The sequence below is a fragment of the Parabacteroides sp. AM17-47 genome, assembly GCF_003434625.1.
Lineage (GTDB): Bacteria > Bacteroidota > Bacteroidia > Bacteroidales > Tannerellaceae > Parabacteroides > Parabacteroides distasonis.
Genome location: NZ_QTLI01000001.1, coordinates 249,228 through 271,193, shown reverse-complemented (window position 1 = coordinate 271,193; position 21,966 = coordinate 249,228). Strand labels below are relative to the sequence as shown.

Sequence of the window (21,966 nt, the reverse complement as noted above, 5' to 3'; positions counted from 1 at the left end):
AATACATGAACAGCTATATGATCCTTTTTATTATCGCTGCCTATTTCGCCGTCTTGCTGCTGATAGCATGGATCACGGGACGTAATAACAGCAACGAGGCATTCTTCCTCGGGAACAGGAAATCACCTTGGTATATCGTTTCTATCGGTATGGTAGGGACATCCTTATCGGGGGTGACGTTCGTATCGGTACCCGGCATGGTGCGGGCGATCGATATGACGTATATGCAGACTGTATTAGGCTTCTTCGTGGGATATATCATTATAGCCAAGGTATTGCTACCGCTATACTATAAGTTGCAACTTACCTCCATCTACTCGTATCTGGATGACCGGATCGGGAGAAGGGGGTACAAGACAGGGGCCTCATTCTTCCTGCTCTCGAAGATCGTAGGGGCGGCCGCACGCTTATATCTGGTGGTCTTGATCTTGCAAACCTACGTGTTCAACGCTTGGAACATCCCATTCGCCGTGACCGCTATCCTCAGTATCCTGCTGGTATGGCTATATACGTTCCGGAGCGGTATCAAGACGATCATCTGGACAGATACGTTGCAGGCCCTTTGTCTCGTGGCAATGTTGATCGTGATCATCTGGCAGGTGAAGGACAAGATGGGACTGGATTTCAGGGGTATGGCGCAGACCTTGGTGGAAAGCCCTCATTTCCGGATCTTCGAGTTCGGCGATTGGCATAGTACGCAGAACTTCTTCAAGCAGTTCTTCAGCGGTATCTTTATCACGATCGTCATGACCGGGCTGGATCAGGACATGATGCAAAAGAACCTCTCCTGCAAGAGCTTGAAAGATGCCCAGAAAAATATGTACACATATGGATTCGCCTTCACGCCGGTCAACTTTTTGTTTCTCGCGCTGGGGGTACTGCTACTGACATTGGCGGCACAGCGGAGCATCCAGTTGCCAACCCTCAACGACGATATCCTCCCGATGTTTTGTACCTCGGGGATCTTGGGCGGGAGTATCTTGATCTTCTTTACGATCGGTATCATAGCGGCGGCTTTCAGTAGCGCCGACTCGGCGTTGACAGCGCTCACCACCTCTTTTTGCGTGGATATCCTCGGCGTGCAGAGAGAGGAAGCGAAAAGGGCGAAACGTACCCGCCTAAAGGTACACGTGATGATATCCGTCTTGTTCGTCTTGATCATCTTGGCGTTCAAGGCCGTAAATAACCGGAGTGTTATCGACGCGATCTACATGATAGCGTCGTACACGTATGGTCCTCTATTGGGGCTGTTTGTTTTCGGGCTTTTCACGAAGCGGAACCCCCGTGACAAATACGTGCCCTATATCTGTATAGCCTCCCCGTTGATTTGCCTCGCCACGGATTTCTTGGTGAAACAATACGCAGGCTATACGTTCGGCTATGAGATGCTTATGGTAAACGGAGGCATCACGTTCGCCGGGCTGTGGCTTTCGGCAATTGAAAATGGAAAATTGAAAATTGAAAATTAAGCTTCGCCATTATTCATTATTCACTATTCACTATTCATTATTCATTAATTTATATTTTATGGAAATTAAAAGCGCAGAATTTGTTATCAGTAACACAGACGTAAGGAAATGCCCCGAGGGTAATAAGCCGGAGTATGCCTTCATCGGACGAAGTAATGTAGGCAAATCCTCCTTGATCAATATGCTTACCAACAAGAAGGGCTTGGCGATGACTTCTCAAACACCGGGTAAGACTTTACTTATCAATCATTTTCTTATCAATGACGAGTGGTATCTGGTAGATCTTCCGGGGTATGGCTTCGCCCAACGAGGCAAGGAGAACCGGGAGCAATTGAAACGTATCATCGAGAACTATATCCTCGATCGCGAGCAACTGACCAACCTATTTGTCCTTTTGGACTGCCGCCACGAGGCGCAAAAGATCGATCTGGAGTTTATGGAATGGCTGGGTGAGAGCGGGGTTCCTTTCTCTATCATCTTCACGAAGATCGACAAGATCAGCAAGGGACGCTTGAAAGAGAACCTAAAAGTCTATACGGATAAATTACTGGAGACTTGGGAAGAGCTTCCTCCGATCTTCCTCTCTTCCTCGGAGAAGAAAGAGGGACGGGATGAGATTCTGGACTATATCGAGTCTATCAACAATAGCTTGAATAATTGAAAATTAGTTGAGTTGATATGGGATTAGCTTCGGTTCTTCTGGTTTTATCTCCGTTTACGCAGATCAATACGCCTTATCCTTCCACGGCTTACCTAAAAGGTTATTTGGAGGCAAAGGGTGTACGTGCCGGGCAGGCGGATCTGGGTATCGAGACAATCTTGACTTTGTTTTCCACGCAGGGTCTCGGGGAGTTATTCGCCGAGATCGAGCGACGGAAAGGTAAATATCCGGCTAAAGTCCGGGGGATGCTGGCTAATAAGCAACGGTATATCGACACGATAACCGCCGTTGTCGCTTTCCTTCAAGGAAAGAACGATCCTCTCGCTTATCGCATCTGTAATCAAGATTACCTTCCAGAAAGCGATCGCGGGAGCCAAAACGAGGAGGAGCTGGAATGGGCATTCGGTACTTCGGGATTACGGGATAAAGCCCGTTATCTGGCAACCTTGTATCTGGAGGATCTCTGCGACTTGATCCGGGAAACGATCGACCCGGATTTCGGTTTCAGCCGATATGCCGAGCATCTAGGCCGCTGCGCCTCCTCCTTCGACGAGATCGAGGAAGCCCTCCAAAAGCCTTTCAGCTTTATCGATCGCATGACGCAGCCGCTATTAGAAAAGCACATAGCCGAGAGCAAGTCCAAGGTGATCGCATTCAGCGTACCTTTCCCGGGGAATTTATTCAGTTCCCTCCGGCTCGCCCAGTGGCTGCGGCAGGCACATCCCGATATCCCGATCCTTATGGGAGGTGGTTTCGTGAATACGGAACTTCGCTCCATCACGGATACACGCTTCTTCAAATACATCGATTATCTCTTGCTAGATGATGGAGAGGACCCACTTTTCCAAGTGTTACGCTATCTAGACGGGGCGATCCCAAAAGAGGAACTGGTACGCACCTTCTCCTTGGACGAGAGCGGTAGCCGGGTCGTTTATCAAGATAATCCCGCTTACCCCGCTTGCCGGCAAAGCGAGACTGGATTCCCGGATTACGAGGGCTTGCCGCTGGACAAATACATCTCCGTCATGGAAATGGCCAACCCGATGCACAAGCTTTGGAGCGATGGTCGCTGGAATAAACTGACCTTGGCGCACGGTTGCTACTGGGGGAAATGCGCCTTCTGCGACGGCTCATTGGATTACATCAAACGATATGAGCCGAATACAGCCAAGACTTTGGTAGACCGTATGGAGCGCTTGATCGAGCAAACCGGTGAGATCGGCTTCCATTTCGTGGACGAGGCCGCTCCACCCGCCTTGCTACGGGAAATGGCGCAGGAGATAATCCGCCGTGGGATAACCGTCGTGTGGTGGGGAAATATTCGTTTTGAGAAAAGCTATACTGAGGAACTATGCGACCTTCTTCAACGAAGTGGCTGCATCGCCGTATCGGGAGGCCTGGAAGTAGCCTCTCCCCGACTCCTCAAACTGATAAATAAAGGGGTGACAGTGGCTCAGGTGGCACGGGTCGCCAACAACTTTATCGGGGCTGGTATCATGGTCCATGCCTATTTGATGTATGGTTTCCCGACCCAAACCGCTCAAGAAACCATAGATTCCTTGGAAACAGTCCGGCAAATGTTTGAGCTAGGGCTGATCCAATCCGGATTTTGGCATCGTTTCGCCATGACAGCACATAGTCCTGTGGGGTTGCACCCCGCCGAGTACAGTTGCCGTGTCACGGAGTCTCCCTTTGGGGGATTCGCCCGTAATGACGTACAGTTCGAGGCGCTTTCCGGCTGCGATCCGGAGCTTTTCAGCGAGGGGCTTCGCGTTTCCCTCTATAATTACATGAATGGAACTGGTTTCGATTTGCCTTTGCATAAATGGTTTGGCGGCATGAAAGTGCCACGCACCACCCTGCCGCCAAATTATATAGAGAGAATAGTGGAGGAATAGCCCCGCGGAGGCTCGCCGAGTATTTAATAACTGATCTTACACCCCACGAAATAACTTCTGGGAATCCCCGGGCCATAGATATACCCGGCATCCCGGTGCGCTCCCTTGTCGAAATCATCTTGATAGGAGTCGAAGATATTCTGGACTCCAGCATTTACCTGTAAAGTCACGGACTTGAAGATCGGGAAGTCATAAGCCAGCTTGAGATTCAAGTCGAAGAAATCACGAGTCTTCTCCTCACGATCTTCCGGGATATAACCCGCCAAGTGCTGCACCAACATACTTCCCGTATATGTACCCGTCAAGGAAGCGGAGAAACGCTTGACCGGCGTGAAGGTAGAAGTGAAATAACCATATACGTCCGGAGAGCGGAACATCTTCTTCTGCGGAGTGATATTCGGATTCTCGCTCCATTGCTCCGCCTCCTTGTAACGGCTCCGTTGCAAGGTAGCGCCCGCCTGTATCTGCATCCAAGAATAGGCCATCTTACCCTCCAGATTGATACCCATCACACGGGCACCCTTTCCGTTACGGCGTTCCATCAGCAGGTTATTATCCTCGTCACGGCCGATCTCCTCCAAGATAAACACGTTCCGCAAATCCGTATAGAAACCTTCCACCAAGAAATTCACCTGAACCGGGCCGAAGCGATGATAGAAATCTACGGAAGCACTCACGCTCTGCGAATTCTCCTCCTTCAAGTCCGGGGAGATCTGGATGATCGCCACGTCGCCACCCACGGCGGTGATATGCAAATCCTCGTCGAACGCTTGAGGAGCCCGGAAACCGCTGGAGTACGACATACGCAGGTTGATATCCTTCGTCGGATTGAAACGCACGTTCGCACGAGGGCTAAAGATCACGTGATCCATCATATTATGCTTATCCAAACGGCCACCGATCAAGAAACTCCAACGATCATTCTTCCACTCGTTCTGGGCAAAAGCACTACCGATATGCACGGTCTGGGCGATCGTACGGTTATAACCAAGCATCTCGTCCTGCAAATCATCGTAGCTATACTCGGCACCTCCCGTAAAGGTAGCGGGCATAAAAAGGCATTTGTCCCATTCGTAGGAGTATTGGGCGCCACCGATAAAGGTCATGTCCGTCGTGTTACCATAGGCGTTCGGGTCTTTTCCGGCGCCGTAATAACTCTGGCGTTTCGTATGCTGGGCGGAGGTGTACACATTCAGCCGATGATGATAGTCACGAGAGAAAAGATCGAATTTCAGGCCTCCCCCGTTGATCTGGTGGTCGGTCTGCTCGGTGATATCCGTCTCGTGAGGCGGAAGATCCAATAAATTACCGCCCCGGCGGAACTCGCTGATGTTATGGTACTCGAAAGTGAGCTTGGAGTAATTGCTGGTCTTTAGGTAGGAACGGAATCCGAGGGTCTTCGCCTCCAACTTACCAAGCTCTGAGTAGCCGTCGCCATCATGGTCGTAAGAGGCACGGTGGCGGCCCTGCCCGAAGAGGTAGATACCCGCCTTATGATCGTCCGTCACCAACGAGGCGTTCACGGTGGTATTGTTATCCGGACGGCTTCCCCCGATCATCGTCAACGAATGGGCGATCTGGGCAGAGTTGCGCATCGGCTCCTTCGTGATGATATTGATCGTACCGGCGATAGCGGACGAACCGAACAAGGCCGAGCCTCCTCCGCGCATCACCTCCACCCGCTCGATCATATTCGCCGGGATCTGCTCCAAGCCATATACGCCAGTCAGGGCGCTGAAGATCGGCCGGCTATCCACCAAGATCTGGGTATAAGGGCCTTCCAGACCATTGATACGCACTTGTTGGAAACCGCAATTCTGGCAGTTATTCTCCACACGCACGCCGGGCTGGAAATTCAAGCCGTCGGCCAAGGAAGTCGCGTGTGTGGTCTCGAACACCTTGGAGTCGAGCACGTTTACCAAGGAAGGAGCCAGACGGCGGGTCGTCTCGTTACGGTTTGCCGATACGACAACACCGTCCAAGGAGACAGCGTCTTCCTCGGCATTGAAATTAATCTCCAATGTCTTCCCTTTCTTAAGGTTCACCGTCTTCTCCTCGGTTTTATATCCGATAGACTTCATGACCAAGGTATATTTCCCCTCAGGAAGATTTTTCATATAATAATGACCGGTCGCGTCGGTAGTCGTACCGATTGTCGTACCGTGGAGATAGACATTGATAAAAGAGAGATGCTCTCCTGTTTTCTTATCGAGGATATGACCTACGATATTAGCGTCGGAAGGATTCAGGGAAACATGATCGTCTCCCTCTGCCCACGCTGACGTAAAGATACAGCACAGGCATAGTATAAGTGTAATAAACTTATTCATTGCTTGATTAATAGTTGTTTGAATATTAATGATTACGAATTGCCGAGGAGACGGGGCATGCCCCGTCTCTACAAACGGATATTGATTTCTGGATATGTAATCAAACAACTGGGGGAGCCCGCAGGTATCGCAGTCCCTCAACGGAAGTGACATGATCCGGATAGACCGGAGACTCGGAAAGATTAGATACTTCTAAAGAATAGAATTGTAAACGTAACGGGTGAATCGCCCCGTCCATCACGTGAATAGACGAGAGCATATGAAACAACTGTATCTCCGCCAGAGAGGCATGATGATGGCAAGTACCGTCCGCCGTCTTCTTGAAAGGGTGCGCATGCACGATGGTCGTACCATGCTCCACATGGACGTGCGTAAAAAGCGAGACGCTGCTATAATACGCAATAAAAAGTACCGGCAGCAACCACTTTATATATTTAACCATCGTTTCCCTCACCCTGTATCATCGTTATTTCGTGGGCAAAGATACTACAATTTTTTTAATTGCTTTGTTTTATGTATTTTCGCGCTTCTAAAGCAAAAAAGAAACTCTTATGAATTGGTTACTTGAGACGCTTGCAGAACCCTCGATGATACAGGCCGTGGCTGTCATTTCTATCGTGGCGGCGGTTGGTGTGTATTTAGGGCGGCTAAAGATATTCGGCATTTCATTAGGCATTACTTTTGTATTCTTCGCCGGTATTATGGCAGGGCATCTGGGCATTACCGTAAATAAGGACATGCTGAACTTCGCCCAGAATTTCGGGCTTATCGTTTTCGTATATACCTTGGGATTGCAGGTAGGTCCCGGTTTCTTCTCTTCCCTAAAAAAAGGCGGGGTGGAAATGAATACGATGGGATTAGGGGTGATCGCTTTAGGACTGATTTTGACGTTGGTGTTTCATTGGATAACAGGAATCTCCGTCCCCGTTATGGTAGGGTTGCTATCCGGTGCCGTAACGAATACCCCGGCCCTAGGTGCCGCCCAGCAAGCGCTCTTACAGATGGATCCGGAAAATACGAGGAACGTAACGGATATGGCTCTGGCCTGTGCCGTAGCTTATCCATTAGGTGTCGTAGGCGTAATTCTCGCTATTATCATCTTGAGGTCCTTATTCGCTAAAAAGACACAGGACACGCATAAGGAGCAAGACACGACAACAAACGTAGCGGAATTTCAGGTATTAAACCCCTCTATTTACAATAAGAGCATCCAGCAAGTCATGAAATTGACAGAGAAACATTTCGTGATCTCCCGCCTCTGGAGGAACGGAAAGGTGACGATCCCTACCTCTGAAACCATCTTAAAGGAAAAAGACCATTTGCTTATCATATCCGTAAAGGCGGATGTCGAATCCATCAAGGTACTTTTCGGAGAACAAGAGACTACGGACTGGAATAAGGAAGATATTGACTGGAACGCTATCGACAGCCAATTGATCTCCCGCCGTATCGTCGTAACCCGCAACCGGGTAAACGGGGTAAAGCTAGGCTCGCTCCGGCTCCGCAACCTATACGGGATCAACATCACCCGGGTGAACCGCGCGGGTATCGATCTGGTGGCCTCCCGTGACCTCCGTCTACAGATCGGGGATAAACTAACGATCGTAGGCGAGGCCAATTCCGTGAATAACGTGGGTAAGATCTTGGGAGACGAGCTGAAACGGCTGGATAACCCCAACCTGCTTGCCATATTCGTAGGACTTACGCTGGGCGTATTAATCGGGGCGATCCCAATTGCCATACCGGGAATGAGTACCCCCATCAAGCTGGGTATCGCCGGAGGACCGATCATCGTTGGAATCTTGATGGGTGCGTTCGGCCCCCGTTTCCACCTAACGACTTATACCACCCAGAGCGCGAACCTGATGATGCGGCAGTTTGGTATAGTGATCTATCTGGCGGGACTGGGAATCGACTCCGGAGCTCATTTCTTCGAGACCGTCTTCCGTGCCGAAGGATTGTTATGGATCGGCCTCGGTTTCCTATTGACGATCGTACCGGTCTTGATCGTCGGGTTCATCGCCTCTCAATTCTTCAAGCTAGATTACGCCCACAACATAGGTATGCTATGCGGAAGCATGGCCAATCCGATGGCCTTGAGTTATGCCAATACGACCGTCGAGGGTGACGAGCCTTCCGTATCTTACGCTACGGTTTACCCGTTATCCATGTTCATCCGGGTGATTTCTGCCCAATTATTGATCATGTTATTCACTTGACTGCTTAAAAAGTCTAACATTCGACCTGTTTTTTGTTTCACTTACCTTATCTTTGCAAGACATTTGAAACAATACTTTGATGAATGAATGAAACTATACTCAATGGGCTACTGAACTTGTTCGCTATATTTGCTTCGTTGGCAAAAATAGAAAGTGACCAAGCGCGTCAGGCCGTCAATTCTTACTTAACCAGTCACTTTGGTATCCGCTCCCATAAAGAATATATGGAGCTATTTGATGAGATACAAAGTGTTTACGATGATCCGGACTTCGATATCGATAGAGAGAGTGTTATTATCAACGTATGCAACCAGCTCAAGCCCAAATTGATTGCGGAAGACCAGCTATTGCTTCTTCTCCGTTTCATGGAGTTCGCCCATGGCAACAATGAAGGATTGAACGAGAACTTAGCCATTTTCCATAAGATCGCTACGATATTTAATATCGACACGGATACCTTCGACAATCTATACGCCTTTGTTGTCGGTAAAAAATCTCCCTCCATACTTACGATCAACGCTGATGATAGCGATAAAGACATCAACCATATCTACAGAAGGGGATTGGAGGGCGAGATACGGGTGTTGAGACTGACCCGGTTCGACCGAATGGTCTTTATCTACCAAGGCAGCGGACGGGTATTCATGAACGATATCCCGCTTACTTCCGGTATCTTCTATGGCTGGCAACGTAGCAGCGTAATCAAAAGCCCGCTATTCTTGCCGGTTTATTATAGTGATGTCCTCGATGTATTCAATCAGAATGAGCATAAGGAACGTATTTTATTAACCGGGAGGGATATCGAGTTCAGCTTCAAAAATAGCGAGAACGGTATGCACAATTTCTCTTTCAACCTTGAATCCGGCCAGTTGGTAGCCATCATGGGAGGAAGCGGCGTTGGTAAGTCTACCTTGTTAAGCATCTTAAATGGGAATATTATCCCCGGGGAGGGAAGTGTATGCCTAAACGGACATCCGCTGAGTGATCCGGAATGCAAGCAATTGATCGGTTTCGTGCCTCAGGATGACTTGCTGATCGAGGAGCTGACCGTATTCCAAAATCTATGGTATACCGCCCGCCTTTGTTTCGCAAACCTGACCGAAAAGGAGATCGAGGGTCGTGTCAATACGATACTGGAGGATTTGGATCTGAGCAAGATCCGGGATTTGGCCGTCGGGTCTCCAATCCGGAAAACGATCAGCGGAGGACAGCGTAAACGTTTAAATATAGCATTGGAACTTATCCGTGAGCCGGCGATCCTTTATTTGGACGAGCCAACCTCCGGCCTCTCGTCCACCGACTCCGAGAAGGTCATCATGCTGTTAAAGGAACAAACGCACCGGGGACGGCTCGTGGTTGTCAATATCCATCAACCTTCGTCCGAGATCTATAAGTTGTTCGATCGCCTGTGGTTATTAGATACCGGCGGTTACCCGATTTACGACGGTAACCCGATCGAGGCGATCACTTATTTCAAACGGATCGCCAATTACACCGATCAGGATATCAGCGTGTGCGGCACTTGTGGAAATATCAATCCAGAATTAATCCTAACTATTATCGACGCAAAAAAGATAGACGATAGCGGAAACCAGACAAACATCCGGAAGATAACTTCAAAAGAATGGCATGAGTTATATGTAGCTTCCCGCCCGAAGTTCCAAGAGGTTAAGCCTACTCCCCTGCCCCCGAATCATCAGCAGAAGCCCTCGATCTGGAAGCAATTCTGTATCTTCTTGGAAAGAAACATAAAAACCAAGCTGACCAATAAGCAGTATTTGTGCATCGCCTTACTGGAGACTCCTTTATTGGCGGTGATCGTGGCCCTGCTCACCCGCTTCGTACCCGATGACGGGTATTCTTTGCTGGCGAACAAAAACCTGGTATCCTACATTTTCATGGCGGTGATTGTCGCTACTTTCACGGGATTAAGCATCAGCGCCGAAGAGATCATCAAGGACCGGACGCTCCTAAAGCGAGAACGATTCTTGCGATTGAGCCGAGGCAGTTATCTCTCGTCAAAGATGTTCTACCTGCTTTGTATCTCAGCGATCCAAAGTTTGTTATTCATAGTGGTAGGAAATTTATTGATAGGCATCGGAAGCGAGATGTTCCTTACTTGGTGGATCACGCTATGGGCAACCTCATTCCTCGCCAACCTGACAGGTTTGATACTATCGCAATCTTTAAACTCGATCGTAGCGATCTATATAACGATACCGCTGCTTTTAATCCCGCAGATTTTACTTTGCGGCTTAGTTGTCAAGTTCGACGATTTGAGCAGGAGCGCATCCAGCCGGAACATAGTGCCCCTTATCGGTGAGGTTATCCCCTCACGTTGGGCATTCGAGGCGTTGGTTACGGAACAATTCCGGAACAACAGCTACAACCGCCTATTTTTCACGGTCGAAAAAGAAAAGTTCCTAGCGCAATATTACCGGAATGTCCATGCCGACGAGGTGCGCAGCCTCATAAACAGCCTCAACCTGATCCCGAATAAACGGGAAGAAAACACCCGGACGATCCACAACGAACTGGCCGTACTATCCCGTGCCGCCCGTATCGCCCCCTATACGTCCAAAGAGAGTTACGAGAGCTATATGGATAAAGTGGAAAAAGCCCTGCATACCCGTAGCGATAATTTCACGGCGTTATTAGAGAAAAAACGGAAAGAGGTCATTCAAGAACATGGCTCCGAATGGTTGAACACCTTGAAAAAAGAGCACCATAACTCGGCCATTGAGGAACTGGTACTTAACTCAACCAGTACCCAATTCTATAAGGAGGCTCACAACCGGATCTATCCTAAAATCGGGCAGATTTATCTGGAACCGGACAATAATTGGGGACGTGCGCCTTTCTATAGTCATGAGAAAAAATTCGCCGGTTATACATTTTCTACTTTTACATTTAATTTATTAATGTTAGGAATCTTTGCTTTATTGGTAATTATATCTATCTTCGCAGAGTTTCCCGGCAAGTATTTAAACAAAGGGAGCGATTAATGACAAAATATATAATCTAAAAATAAAGAATAACATGAAAAAGAGTTTTGTTAGCCTGCTAACCATAGCAGCGATTACATTTGGAATGGTATCTTGCAACAGCAGTAAAAAACAAGACGCCGCTGAGCAAAAAGTAGAGGAAGAAGCAGCTATCGCAGGAGAAGTATCTAAAGGTCTGCTTACTGCCGAGTTGAAAGACGAGGTTACTCGTTTCTTGAAAGATATGCCGGATTCGGAGTTGCCTTACAAAGTATCTACCGGCGAGGTTACGATCTCTGTCGCTAATACTGATTTTATGTTGCCGGTCAGCAAGGTTTCCGAATTGAACACACAAGCCCAGAAAGCACGTGCTTGCGGTATCTACTTCGCAGACTTGAACGTATTGAAGGCTATGAAAAAGCCGACTACAGATATCGAGAACGTATTGGTTAAATTGACTACGGATCTGGACATTCCATTCGCTATCGACATCATGAAAGAGTCCGCTCCCGCTAACGCCAGCAAAGAGGAGTTAAGCAAATTCATGAAAGACCAAGAAAACAAATTGATCGACGCTATGATGGAAAATGATAAGGCTGACGTTGAACTTGAGTTGTTAGGGGGCATGGCTGTAGAATATGCCATTGTATACGCAAACCCGGGCTTGGTTGTTAAAGGCGACGCTATTTCCGCCGGTTTGAGCGAGAATATGGAAAAACGTATCGGTATCATCCAGCAGATCACAGCCGACTTAGCTAAATATTATCCAGACTTGGAGCAATTAGGAACTACAATCGCTCCGTTAAGCGGAATGGTAGCAACCATAAATACGGCTCGTGAGTCAAAAGCTAAGATTGAGGAAATGCGTGCGAATCTATTGAAGTAATATAAACCTCATATCATAAAAAGTGTATGGTGATAACATCATACACTTTTTTTATATCCCTTCGGATATCACTGCAACAGGCCTTGCAATAGTACTGCAACCCTTATGCAGTAATGCTGCAGCACCTATGCAGTAACACTGCAACGCCCATGCAGTATCCTATATCTTATGAGTTTTGATAAGTACCTTATCCCCATTTTCCAGAGTAGTAGCGAAAAGATAGATAGTTCCTCCATCCACAATTTTAGTTCGCTTACGTAACTCATCCACCGAGAGGGGGAAATTACGGACTGTGATATTCGCTTGGGGAATCTGCCTCGACAAGGTCTTACATTGTTTATTCGTAAAGGGGATCACTTCGTCTACCACAAAAGAACGTCCCGGAAAACTAGGGACAACCTCATCCGACGTATATAAATGACTGCTGACATGCAATTTATTCAATCCAAAACGAGTGGCGACCGCTTTAAACGCACCCGCCTTCAAGATGGAAGCGTTCGGTTCGTATAAATAACGCTTGACTTCTCCACGGATGGAAGCGACAGCTTCCCGTTCTTCCACCAATGAGAACGCAAACAATTCCGGCTCTTCCTCCGAAGTGAAATTCACGCAACAGATTTGAGGACTCCCGCCTTTCGAGCCTCGCTCCAACACAAACAAAAGCTCCTTACATTCATTTTTCACCGAAAGCACCTGTATGGCTGTCACATCCGGAAGCAAATCCAACGTCATATGAATATCCGCCATCGGAGATAATTTAGCGATCACCTTAGGGGCATGACCAAACAAGACAGGAACCAACTTTGTCAAGTCCGGCTCGCAATCTTGCAGCGCAAAAACCCGCTTATTCCCCTCTCCCCTACGAGCCGGATCGATATAAAACACATCTATTCCATCGGTCTTATCTATTAACTCCGTAGAATCGCCATTCAATACCGTTACGTTACCAACGTCTAGCACCTTGAAATTATGGATAGCCGCCTCGCAATAAGCGGGAAAGCGTTCGATATAGGTAACCTGCCGTACTTTCCGGGAGAAGAAATAGCTATCGATCCCCAATCCACCAGTCAAATCACATACATGTGCCTGTGGATCTACCAACCTCTGTTTGTACAAGGCAGTCTGTTCCGAGGAACATTGCTCCGCCGCTATCTTCGCCGGAAAAACCAGTCGATCGTTTTGATACCATGAAGGTAGTTTATCCTTGATCTGCCGCCGAGATTTTAATTGATCCACCACGAAAGGGATATCGATCCCCGGATAACGAGAGGCGGAAAGCAACAGACGATTCAAATCATCCGACGCATGTTCCTTGATAAATCGTGAAAGTTTCTCTATTTGTTCCATGCTTTGTCAACCTATACGTTCTTTAGGCAAAGTTAGCGTAAAACGGCTACCTTTACCATATTCCGACTTCAATTGTATCTCACCGCCGAAACGCTGCGCTATCACTTGGCAAATCGCCAGTCCGAGTCCGGTGCCTTGCGCAAACTCATCCAATTTGCAAAAACGATCAAAGACTTGCTTCTGTTTCTCCTCAGGGATGCCGATACCGGTGTCTTCTACATAGATATGAAGGCAGTCGCCTTTCGTACAGAAATAGTATCCAACTTCTATATAGCCAGAAGTCGTGAACTTGATGGCATTATTGATAAAATTAGACAATACTTGTTTCAGCCGATAAGGATCTACCGCCACAATCACCGGGATCTCGGGGACACGCATGCGTAGCTCTACCCCCTCGGGCATCATCAACTGGAAAGTACAATAGATTTCATTGATCAAGACATTCAAATCATGGCGATCGAAAACAAAACTCATCTTTCCAGATTCCATACGGGAAAGATCTAAAATATCATTGATCAGTTTCAATAGTAAGTCGGAGTTCGTATTAATCAACTTCACGAACTGCTCACGCTCTTCCGGCTCCAAGACCTCTTCCGAGTTCATTAAATTCGAGAAACCGACAATCGCGTTCAGCGGCGTACGGATCTCATGGCTCATATTCGCCAAGAAAGCCGACTTCATCCGATCCGACTCCTCGGCTTTTTCCCTCGCAGAGATCAATACCCCCTCCGTATCCTTGATATTTTGGATATTCAAACATAAGCCATTAATTACATACCCATCATTCGCATCCTCTAAGCTTCCGTAACGAAATTCCCACCATTGGTAACCTTTCCCGTTAAAATCGCAACGATATTGAAGGATATGATGAGAGATCGTACCCGTACAAATGAAATCAATTAAGGATCGCAAACTCTGCCTGTCGTCCGGATGAGTCATCTCGTACAGCTCATCCAAAGGAATTTCCCGGGGAGAAATATTCACAGAACTAAAGAACTCATTGTCAAATCGGAAAGTTCCAGACTGTAATTTCCAAGCGAATATATTACCCCCTTCCAACGCTAAAGAAAGATGCTCTTTCTCCTGCTTTAAATTAGCGAGCACCTCTTTCCTTCGTCTTGCTTCCCGCCAATAGAGATAAAACAAATAACCGATCAATGCCAACAATAAGATCACACCCAAGGAAGAGGCGATAAAAACCTCTATCTTATACCGTTCGGAAATAGGCATATTTATGACATGAACATTAGTAGGGACCTCTTCCTTTGAAATACCTAAACGTTGCATCTCTACCCAATCATACAGATACTCTTTGGGACTCTCTACGATCGGAACGGAAGAGATAGGCGTACCGGAAAGAATTTTAGCCGCCAACCTAGCCTGTTCCGCCGCTTGTATGCGGTTCGAGCAAAAATAGCCTCCCAGAACTTCCACGTTTATATTAAAGATTTCCCGCACTGCCGTAAATGAAGGAGTCACGAACATCTTAGACAAGCCTGCGGATGTATAGTCATAACGGATATTGAAAAATACGCAATAAGGATAGGTACCATTAATATTACTCAATAAAAACTCCCCATTGGCTTTACGAAAAGGCATGAAATGGATTATATTTTTCGAAGGACGTATCGCCTTCATTCTCATCTCGGTTCTAAACATCATGGAATCCACCTTAAAGTCCGGATCATTTAATTGGAAAGCCAATTGATTATAATCCAACACATACCGGCTCGTATCGACCGCTTTTATCAACTCCCGGAAAGCCAACTGCCCTAAGGAGGTCTTATCATAATTGATATAAATGCGAGACTTTCCCATTTGCCGATCGATCAAACGAAGGTTCTCCTCATAATCAATCTTATCCCAGCTACCTGTTACATTCGGATATTCTTCCAGCAAATCCCAATTAGGGAAATTGACGCCAGAGAAAACAACCGGAACTTTCTTTACAAAAGGATGGCCGCATTTCATCAACGTATAGGTAGCCTGATCATCATTCACCAATATGATGTCGGGCTTCCAAAGACGGATCGTATCGATAAAGTTATACATCCGTTCCTCTTCCTCCTCAGCCATATAACACTCGCAGTCGAGATAAAACGTACGGATGTCCGCATTCACCCGATTTTTTCCCAGCTCTTTCCGGATATCTGAGTTTAATTCCAGATAGTTCTTATCATCCCACCGAAAAGATTGGATCACAAGCACACGGCTCCGCTTCGCCTCAGGTTTACACCCCAACGCTAATAAAAGCAGAATAAAAACACCCCCGACATTATTTAAGAATCTCATGTCCAAACTTTAAACAGTAAATGTGACAAAAGTACGACTATTTTCATTATTCACATTCATTAGCTGTATCTTTCTTTTCCCTCTTCCGTTCTAAAATGAATAAATATATAGGGATTGTCAAGGAAAAGCCGTATATTTGTCCATTGGTTGAAAACCTTGTAAACTGTATATTAACAAGATTAATTCTATTAGTAAATGGGAAGAGTATTAGTTATTGGTGCAGGGGGCGTAAGTACCGTTGCTGTTAAGAAAATAGCGATGAATGCGGATGTCTTCACGGATATCATGGTAGCTAGCCGTACGAAAAGTAAATGCGACAAGATCGCCGCCGATATCAAGAACGTGAAAGTGCAAACCGCACAGGTAGACGCAGACAACGTGCAAGAGCTTGTTGCCTTGTTTAACGCCTTCAAACCGGATTTGGTGGTAAATCTGGCCTTACCTTATCAAGATTTGCATATCATGGATGCTTGTCTGGAATACGGTGTTAGCTATTTAGATACGGCCAACTACGAACCGCTTGATGAAGCCAAATATCAATACAGCTGGCAATGGGCCTATAAAGATCGTTTCGAGAAAGCCGGTCTTACCGCTATCTTGGGATGTGGTTTCGATCCGGGGGTTACCGGCGTATATACAGCCTATGCGGCAAAGCATCATTTCGACGAGATACACTATCTGGATATCGTAGACTGCAACGCAGGAGATCACCATAAGGCATTCGCTACCAATTTCAATCCGGAAATCAATATCCGTGAGATTACTCAACGTGGCAAATATTTCGAGGATGGGGAATGGAAGGAGACCGATCCGTTAAGCGTACATAAAGCCTTGAATTATCCGAATGTAGGACCGAAAGAATCGTATTTGATGTATCACGAGGAATTGGAAAGTTTGACCAAAAACTTCCCGACCCTCAAACGGGCTCGTTTCTGGATGACTTTCGGACAGGAATACTTGACTCATCTACGTGTCATCCAAAATATCGGTATGGCTCGTATCGACCCGATCCTTTACAACGGGCAGGAAATCGTTCCGATCCAATTCTTAAAAGCCGTACTGCCGAACCCGGGTGATCTGGGAGAGAATTATACTGGCGAGACTTCCATCGGTTGCCGCATCCGTGGTATCAAGGACGGTAAGGAATTAACTTATTACGTATACAACAACTGTAGCCACCATGCCGCTTATCTAGAGACAGGAGCGCAAGGTGTTAGTTATACCACCGGTGTTCCCGCCATGATCGGCGCCAAATTATTTATGCAAGGCATTTGGAAGAAACCGGGTGTATGGAATGTGGAGGAATTCAATCCGGACCCATTCATGAAAGAGCTGAATGAGCAAGGTTTGCCTTGGCATGAATTGTTTAACATTGACTTAGAATTGTAATATGGCAATACAAATAGGCGATAAGGTTCCCGAGTTTTTGGGAACCGATCAAGACGGTAAAGAGGTAAAGATGAGTGACTATCAAGGAAAGAAAGTAGCGCTATATTTCTACCCGAAAGATAACACAAGCGGTTGCACGGCGGAAGCATGCAGCTTACGTGACGGCTATCAAGCCTTACAAGCGAAAGGCTTCGAAATCATAGGAGTAAGCAAAGATAGCGCCAAATCGCATCAAGGCTTTATACAAAAGCAAAACTTACCTTTCCGTTTAATAGCGGACACAGACACGGCCCTACAAGAACTGTTTGGTGTGTGGGCTGAGAAAAAAATGTACGGACGTTCATACATGGGGACTCTCCGGACCACCTTTATCATCAACGAGGAAGGTATTGTTACAAATATCATCGGACCGAAAGAGGTGAAGACAAAAGACCATGCAAATCAAATCCTTAATTTATAAGGGACACATATGGCAAAAGAAGAAAATTTGTTCGAAGAAAAAGCGAAAGAAGAAGGTGGTAAACCAGCCGCTAATGCGGATAAGCTAAAGGCTTTACGTGCGGCAATGGATAAAATCGAGAAGAACTACGGAAAAGGTTCGATCATGAAACTGGGCGATGAAAGCATCGAGGATATCGAGGTGATACCGACAGGCTCTATCGCTTTAAACGCAGCGCTGGGCGTAGGTGGATATCCGAAAGGACGTATCGTCGAGATCTATGGTCCGGAATCTTCCGGTAAGACAACGATAGCGATCCATGCGATCGCCGAGGCGCAGAAAAAAGGAGGTATCGCCGCATTTATCGATGCGGAGCATGCTTTTGACCGTTTCTATGCCGAGAAGCTAGGCGTTGATGTAGAGAACCTATGGATCTCCCAGCCGGATAACGGTGAGCAGGCCTTGGAAATAGCCGAGCAATTGATCCGTTCATCCGCCGTAGATATCATTGTTATCGACTCCGTAGCCGCATTGACTCCTAAAGCCGAGATTGAGGGCGATATGGGAGACAGCAAGATGGGTCTGCAAGCTCGTCTAATGTCGCAAGCCCTTCGTAAGTTGACGGCCGCGATCAATAAGACGAATACGACCTGTATCTTCATCAACCAATTGCGTGATAAGATCGGTGTAATGTTCGGAAACCCAGAAACAACGACTGGTGGTAATGCGTTGAAATTCTACGCTTCAGTCCGTTTGGATATCCGTAGCATCGGAAAGCTAAAAGATGGTGACGAGATCAAGGGAAACCAAGTGCGTGTGAAAGTTATAAAAAACAAGGTGGCTCCTCCATTCCGCAAGGCAGAGTTCGATATCATGTTCGGTCAAGGTATCTCCCGTTCCGGAGAGATCATCGATCTTGGTTCTGAACTGAATATCATCAAGAAGAGCGGTTCATGGTACAGCTACAATGATACCAAATTGGGACAGGGTCGTGATGCGGCAAAACAATGTGTCGAGGACAATCCCGAATTGGCAGACGAATTATCCGAATTAATATTTGAGGCATTAAAAGCCAACAAGTAATTTGCGGGGGCGGGCAAACCCCGCCCCTATACAAAATTGTAATGAGTAATAAAGACAAATATCGTTTACTTTGCAATACTGAAAAAAATATACCGATCTTCTCACATGACTGGTGGTTGGATACGGTTTGCGGAGAAAAAAAATGGGATGTCTTGCTTATAGAACAAAAGGGAAGGATACAGGCAACCCTCCCCCTTTACGTCCCCCATTCCGATATTGTCTCAATGCCTTCTTACACCCAAACGATGGGCCCTTGGTTCGCCGCAAGTTCCTCCGACACGAAATATACGACCGAGTTAGGACGACGTCAAGAACTATGCAAACAATTCACGGAAGAACTAAAACGCTATCCGCACTTCCTGCAAAATTTCAATTATGACATTACGGATTGGCTTCCGTTTTATTGGGCGGGATATAACCAAACGACACGTTATACCTATTTATTAAAAAATATCCGGGATCATCAAGCGGTATGGGAGAATATGAGCCCCAATATCCGGCGAAATATTGCGAAAGCGCAGAATAAATACCATATATCCGTAAAAAAAGGGATTCCTTTGAATGAGTTCCTAGCTGTACAAGCCCAAACATTTGATCGCCAGCATGTACGAATCAAGGAAGACACGAATGTACTGAAAGACTTGATCGCCACTTGCCGGCAAAGAGGACAAGGTGATTTATGGGGAGGTTATGACGAGCAAGGCCATTTACATGCGGCCGCTTTCATCGTATGGCAAGATCGATCGGCTTACTATCTCGCAGGAGGAGGAAATCCGGCCTATAGAGGTTCCGGAGCGCAAAGCTACGTCCTGTGGGAATGTCTTCATTTCGTTTCTCAATTTACGACGGTATTTGATTTCGAAGGGTCTATGCTACCCGGAGTAGAACGTTTCTTCCGCGAGTTCGGAGCTATCCAAACCCCATTTTTCACAATATCTAGGGGGAAATTGAGTTTATTAGACAGAGCACGCATTAAACTAAGCAAATGGGTATGAAAAATCGCACTTTACATTATATAATACGTTTTCTTGTAGGAGATGATGTCCCTAGCGAACTGGTGGAAACGATCGGGTACACGGCTGATCCCAATAAATTCGACCGATATAACGTCGTTATTATTCCATCCGGCTTCTTTGATGGACAAACATACGGGACTCCCGCTTCCTTACCGGAACTCCCCTTGCAAGAGGTTCAAGGTATCCCCTTGTTATTCGGCTCGCCGAAAGAGGAATGGATAAGAGATACATGGGTGGTTCATGCCGATATCATCGCAAGTACTTATTTTCTCATTTCCAGATACGAGGAGATGGTACGGCGTGGACTTCGGGATGAGCATGGAAGATTTCCCGGTAAAGAGTCCTTACCCTACCGGGCCGGTTTCCTGCATCGTCCGATCGTGGATGAATATCGCATGCTGCTTCATCGTTGGCTACGCCAATCCCGGTTACGTGTACCCGAGGTAAAAAAGCAAATCCGGAAGATCTACCTCACGCACGACGTAGATTCTCCGACTCTATATCGTTCGTGGAAAGGTTTGATACGGTCTATTAGAGATAGAAGAGGTTTATATAAATCCTTTCAAGGTAAATTCGGTTCCCTTGAGAAAGACCCGTTTTATACCTTCCCTTGGTTTTTCCGCCAGAATAGTATCCTTCAGGACTTGATCGGGAAGGAACAATGTCACCCTATCCTATTTATCCGGAACGGGGGGAAAGCCAAGCACGACAAACCTCATTACGATTTGAGGAATAAAGATATTCGTAAATTGATAAAAAGTGCTTTAGAGCATAATGTAACTATTGGTTTGCATAGTAGCTACCAAGCGGGTACGACTCCCAGCCTTATCCGGAAAGAGAAAACCGGTCTGGAAGATCATATCGGTAAAAATGTTCGGTTCAACCGTCATCATTTCTTGGCAATCCGGGAACCGGAAGATATGGACCAAATAGAGGCTGCTGGGGTTACGGACGATTTCACCATGGGGTACGCCGATGTCTCCGGATTCCGGTTAGGGACTTGCTACCCGGTTCGTTGGATCAATCCGATCACCCGCCGGCTATCTCCTCTCCGACTACATCCGCTTATTATAATGGATTGTACCCTAGAGGAGGAGAAATATATGGGACTGGATTTTGACAGGGCTTTAACCTATTGCCGGAATTTAGTGGAACAAGTAAATAATGTAGGAGGTGAATTGGTTTTACTATGGCATAATGACTCCGTACAAGAAGGGTCCGGAAGTTATTTACGTAAATTATACGCCCAGCTATTAAAAGAATTAGCGAAGCAGTGAAAACAATAAAATCCCTGTATTCAAATAAATCAGAAAGAATGATTACTAATTGTAAAAATATTTTAGTCCTCGCCCCTCATACGGATGATGGGGAACTTGGGTTGGGGGGAACTATCTCACGCCTGATAGAAGATGGTAAAAAAGTGACCTATGTGGCTTTCTCCACCGCACAGCAATCGGTTCCCGAGGGTTTTCCGAAAGATATCTTGAAGACAGAGGTCAAGCAAGCGACCCAGACCTTAGGTATAGAACCGGAAAACCTAATCATATACAATTACGAAGTAAGAAAACTGGGATACGCAAGACAAGAGATATTAGAGGAGTTAATACGCCTGAAAAAAGTATCCGATTTTGACCTAGTCTTCATCCCTAGCTTGCACGACATCCACCAAGATCATACGACGATCGCCCAAGAGGGTCTACGAGCGTTCAAAAACACGAATATATTAGGTTATGAGTTAATCTGGAACAACTTGACATTCAATACACAATGTTTTGTAAGGCTGGAAGAGCGCCATATCGACGCAAAGGTAGAATCATTGAAAGCCTATAAATCGCAAGGAGCGAGAGATTATCTATCCAAGGACTTTATCTATTCATTAGCGAGAGCACGGGGCGTCCAAGCGGGATGTACCTATGCGGAAGCGTTTGAAGTCGTTCGTCTATTCTTATAACA

General features: G+C 46.6%; 16 protein-coding genes. 12 read left to right on the top strand and 4 right to left on the bottom strand.

All coding sequences use genetic code 11. From position 1 onward, the window contains the following. Positions 1-5 precede the first annotated feature (5 nt). The 3 genes from DW205_RS01290 to DW205_RS01280 are packed head-to-tail and all read left to right on the top strand — an operon-like array spanning position 6 to position 4,028. Positions 6-1,469, top strand: coding sequence for a sodium:solute symporter (locus DW205_RS01290; RefSeq protein WP_005868167.1), 1,464 nt, complete (start codon positions 6-8; stop codon positions 1,467-1,469). Between the two features lie 58 nt (positions 1,470-1,527). Beyond that, positions 1,528-2,130 carry a ribosome biogenesis GTP-binding protein YihA/YsxC gene (yihA, locus tag DW205_RS01285; RefSeq protein WP_005868165.1) on the top strand — a complete coding sequence of 201 codons (603 nt, stop codon included), beginning with the start codon at positions 1,528-1,530 and terminating at the stop codon, positions 2,128-2,130. A gap of 17 nt (positions 2,131-2,147) precedes the next feature. Beyond that, the gene (locus tag DW205_RS01280) at positions 2,148-4,028 is read left to right on the top strand and encodes a radical SAM protein (RefSeq protein ID WP_005868163.1); all 1,881 of its coding nucleotides are present in this window, start codon (positions 2,148-2,150) and stop codon (positions 4,026-4,028) included. Between the two features lie 23 nt (positions 4,029-4,051). On the opposite strand, the gene DW205_RS01275 is transcribed toward DW205_RS01280, so the two are convergent. Continuing rightward, complete coding sequence (locus DW205_RS01275; RefSeq protein ID WP_005868161.1) at positions 4,052-6,358, bottom strand: TonB-dependent receptor; 2,307 nt, start codon at positions 6,356-6,358, stop codon at positions 4,052-4,054. A 100-nt stretch (positions 6,359-6,458) separates the two neighbouring features. Continuing rightward, the gene (locus DW205_RS01270) at positions 6,459-6,812 is read right to left on the bottom strand and encodes a hypothetical protein (RefSeq protein WP_005868159.1); all 354 of its coding nucleotides are present in this window, start codon (positions 6,810-6,812) and stop codon (positions 6,459-6,461) included. Between the two features lie 97 nt (positions 6,813-6,909). On the opposite strand from DW205_RS01270, the gene DW205_RS01265 reads away from it, so the two are divergent. The 3 genes from DW205_RS01265 to DW205_RS01255 all read left to right on the top strand — a co-directional run bounded on the left by DW205_RS01265 (position 6,910) and on the right by DW205_RS01255 (position 12,447). After that, positions 6,910-8,577 (top strand): putative transporter, encoded by a 1,668-nt coding sequence (locus DW205_RS01265; protein ID WP_005868157.1) that lies wholly within the window; start codon positions 6,910-6,912, stop codon positions 8,575-8,577. Positions 8,578-8,660: 83 nt separating this feature from the next. Then, positions 8,661-11,582, top strand: a complete 2,922-nt coding sequence (locus tag DW205_RS01260; protein WP_005868155.1) for an ATP-binding cassette domain-containing protein — start codon at positions 8,661-8,663, stop codon at positions 11,580-11,582. Between the two features lie 34 nt (positions 11,583-11,616). Beyond that, positions 11,617-12,447, top strand: a complete 831-nt coding sequence (locus DW205_RS01255; protein WP_005868153.1) for a hypothetical protein — start codon at positions 11,617-11,619, stop codon at positions 12,445-12,447. Between the two features lie 159 nt (positions 12,448-12,606). On the opposite strand, the gene DW205_RS01250 is transcribed toward DW205_RS01255, so the two are convergent. Together DW205_RS01250 and DW205_RS01245 are read right to left on the bottom strand one after the other, a co-directional pair. Continuing rightward, a complete protein-coding gene (locus DW205_RS01250) occupies positions 12,607-13,794 on the bottom strand; it encodes a class I SAM-dependent methyltransferase (RefSeq protein WP_005868151.1) in 1,188 nt (395 codons plus the stop codon). 6 nt (positions 13,795-13,800) lie between these two features. After that, positions 13,801-16,086, bottom strand: a complete 2,286-nt coding sequence (locus DW205_RS01245; protein WP_005868149.1) for a HAMP domain-containing sensor histidine kinase — start codon at positions 16,084-16,086, stop codon at positions 13,801-13,803. A gap of 195 nt (positions 16,087-16,281) precedes the next feature. Between DW205_RS01245 and DW205_RS01240 the strand changes: the two genes are divergently transcribed. The 6 genes from DW205_RS01240 to DW205_RS01215 are packed head-to-tail and all read left to right on the top strand — an operon-like array spanning position 16,282 to position 21,964. Then, positions 16,282-17,475, top strand: coding sequence for a saccharopine dehydrogenase family protein (locus DW205_RS01240; RefSeq protein ID WP_005856184.1), 1,194 nt, complete (start codon positions 16,282-16,284; stop codon positions 17,473-17,475). Between the two features lies 1 nt (position 17,476). Further along, positions 17,477-17,935 (top strand): thioredoxin-dependent thiol peroxidase, encoded by a 459-nt coding sequence (bcp, locus tag DW205_RS01235; RefSeq protein ID WP_005868146.1) that lies wholly within the window; start codon positions 17,477-17,479, stop codon positions 17,933-17,935. Between the two features lie 9 nt (positions 17,936-17,944). After that, a complete protein-coding gene (recA, locus tag DW205_RS01230) occupies positions 17,945-18,997 on the top strand; it encodes a recombinase RecA (RefSeq protein WP_005868144.1) in 1,053 nt (350 codons plus the stop codon). Between the two features lie 41 nt (positions 18,998-19,038). Beyond that, positions 19,039-19,992, top strand: a complete 954-nt coding sequence (locus DW205_RS01225; protein WP_005868142.1) for a GNAT family N-acetyltransferase — start codon at positions 19,039-19,041, stop codon at positions 19,990-19,992. Further along, complete coding sequence (locus tag DW205_RS01220; RefSeq protein WP_008771839.1) at positions 19,983-21,290, top strand: polysaccharide deacetylase family protein; 1,308 nt, start codon at positions 19,983-19,985, stop codon at positions 21,288-21,290. Before DW205_RS01225 ends, DW205_RS01220 begins: the two co-directional genes overlap by 10 nt. A 38-nt stretch (positions 21,291-21,328) precedes the next feature. After that, positions 21,329-21,964, top strand: coding sequence for a PIG-L deacetylase family protein (locus tag DW205_RS01215; RefSeq protein WP_005868139.1), 636 nt, complete (start codon positions 21,329-21,331; stop codon positions 21,962-21,964). Positions 21,965-21,966: the final 2 nt, after the last annotated feature.

Coding starts and splice junctions, on each gene's coding strand:
- DW205_RS01215 (WP_005868139.1), top strand. CDS start 21,329: ATGATTACTAATTGTAAAAATATTTTAGTCCTCGCCCCTCATACGGAT.
- recA (WP_005868144.1), top strand. CDS start 17,945: ATGGCAAAAGAAGAAAATTTGTTCGAAGAAAAAGCGAAAGAAGAAGGT.
- DW205_RS01225 (WP_005868142.1), top strand. CDS start 19,039: ATGAGTAATAAAGACAAATATCGTTTACTTTGCAATACTGAAAAAAAT.
- DW205_RS01250 (WP_005868151.1), bottom strand. CDS start 13,794: ATGGAACAAATAGAGAAACTTTCACGATTTATCAAGGAACATGCGTCG.
- yihA (WP_005868165.1), top strand. CDS start 1,528: ATGGAAATTAAAAGCGCAGAATTTGTTATCAGTAACACAGACGTAAGG.
- DW205_RS01290 (WP_005868167.1), top strand. CDS start 6: ATGAACAGCTATATGATCCTTTTTATTATCGCTGCCTATTTCGCCGTC.
- DW205_RS01220 (WP_008771839.1), top strand. CDS start 19,983: ATGGGTATGAAAAATCGCACTTTACATTATATAATACGTTTTCTTGTA.
- DW205_RS01280 (WP_005868163.1), top strand. CDS start 2,148: ATGGGATTAGCTTCGGTTCTTCTGGTTTTATCTCCGTTTACGCAGATC.
- DW205_RS01275 (WP_005868161.1), bottom strand. CDS start 6,358: ATGAATAAGTTTATTACACTTATACTATGCCTGTGCTGTATCTTTACG.
- DW205_RS01265 (WP_005868157.1), top strand. CDS start 6,910: ATGAATTGGTTACTTGAGACGCTTGCAGAACCCTCGATGATACAGGCC.
- DW205_RS01245 (WP_005868149.1), bottom strand. CDS start 16,086: ATGAGATTCTTAAATAATGTCGGGGGTGTTTTTATTCTGCTTTTATTA.
- bcp (WP_005868146.1), top strand. CDS start 17,477: ATGGCAATACAAATAGGCGATAAGGTTCCCGAGTTTTTGGGAACCGAT.
- DW205_RS01255 (WP_005868153.1), top strand. CDS start 11,617: ATGAAAAAGAGTTTTGTTAGCCTGCTAACCATAGCAGCGATTACATTT.
- DW205_RS01260 (WP_005868155.1), top strand. CDS start 8,661: ATGAATGAAACTATACTCAATGGGCTACTGAACTTGTTCGCTATATTT.
- DW205_RS01240 (WP_005856184.1), top strand. CDS start 16,282: ATGGGAAGAGTATTAGTTATTGGTGCAGGGGGCGTAAGTACCGTTGCT.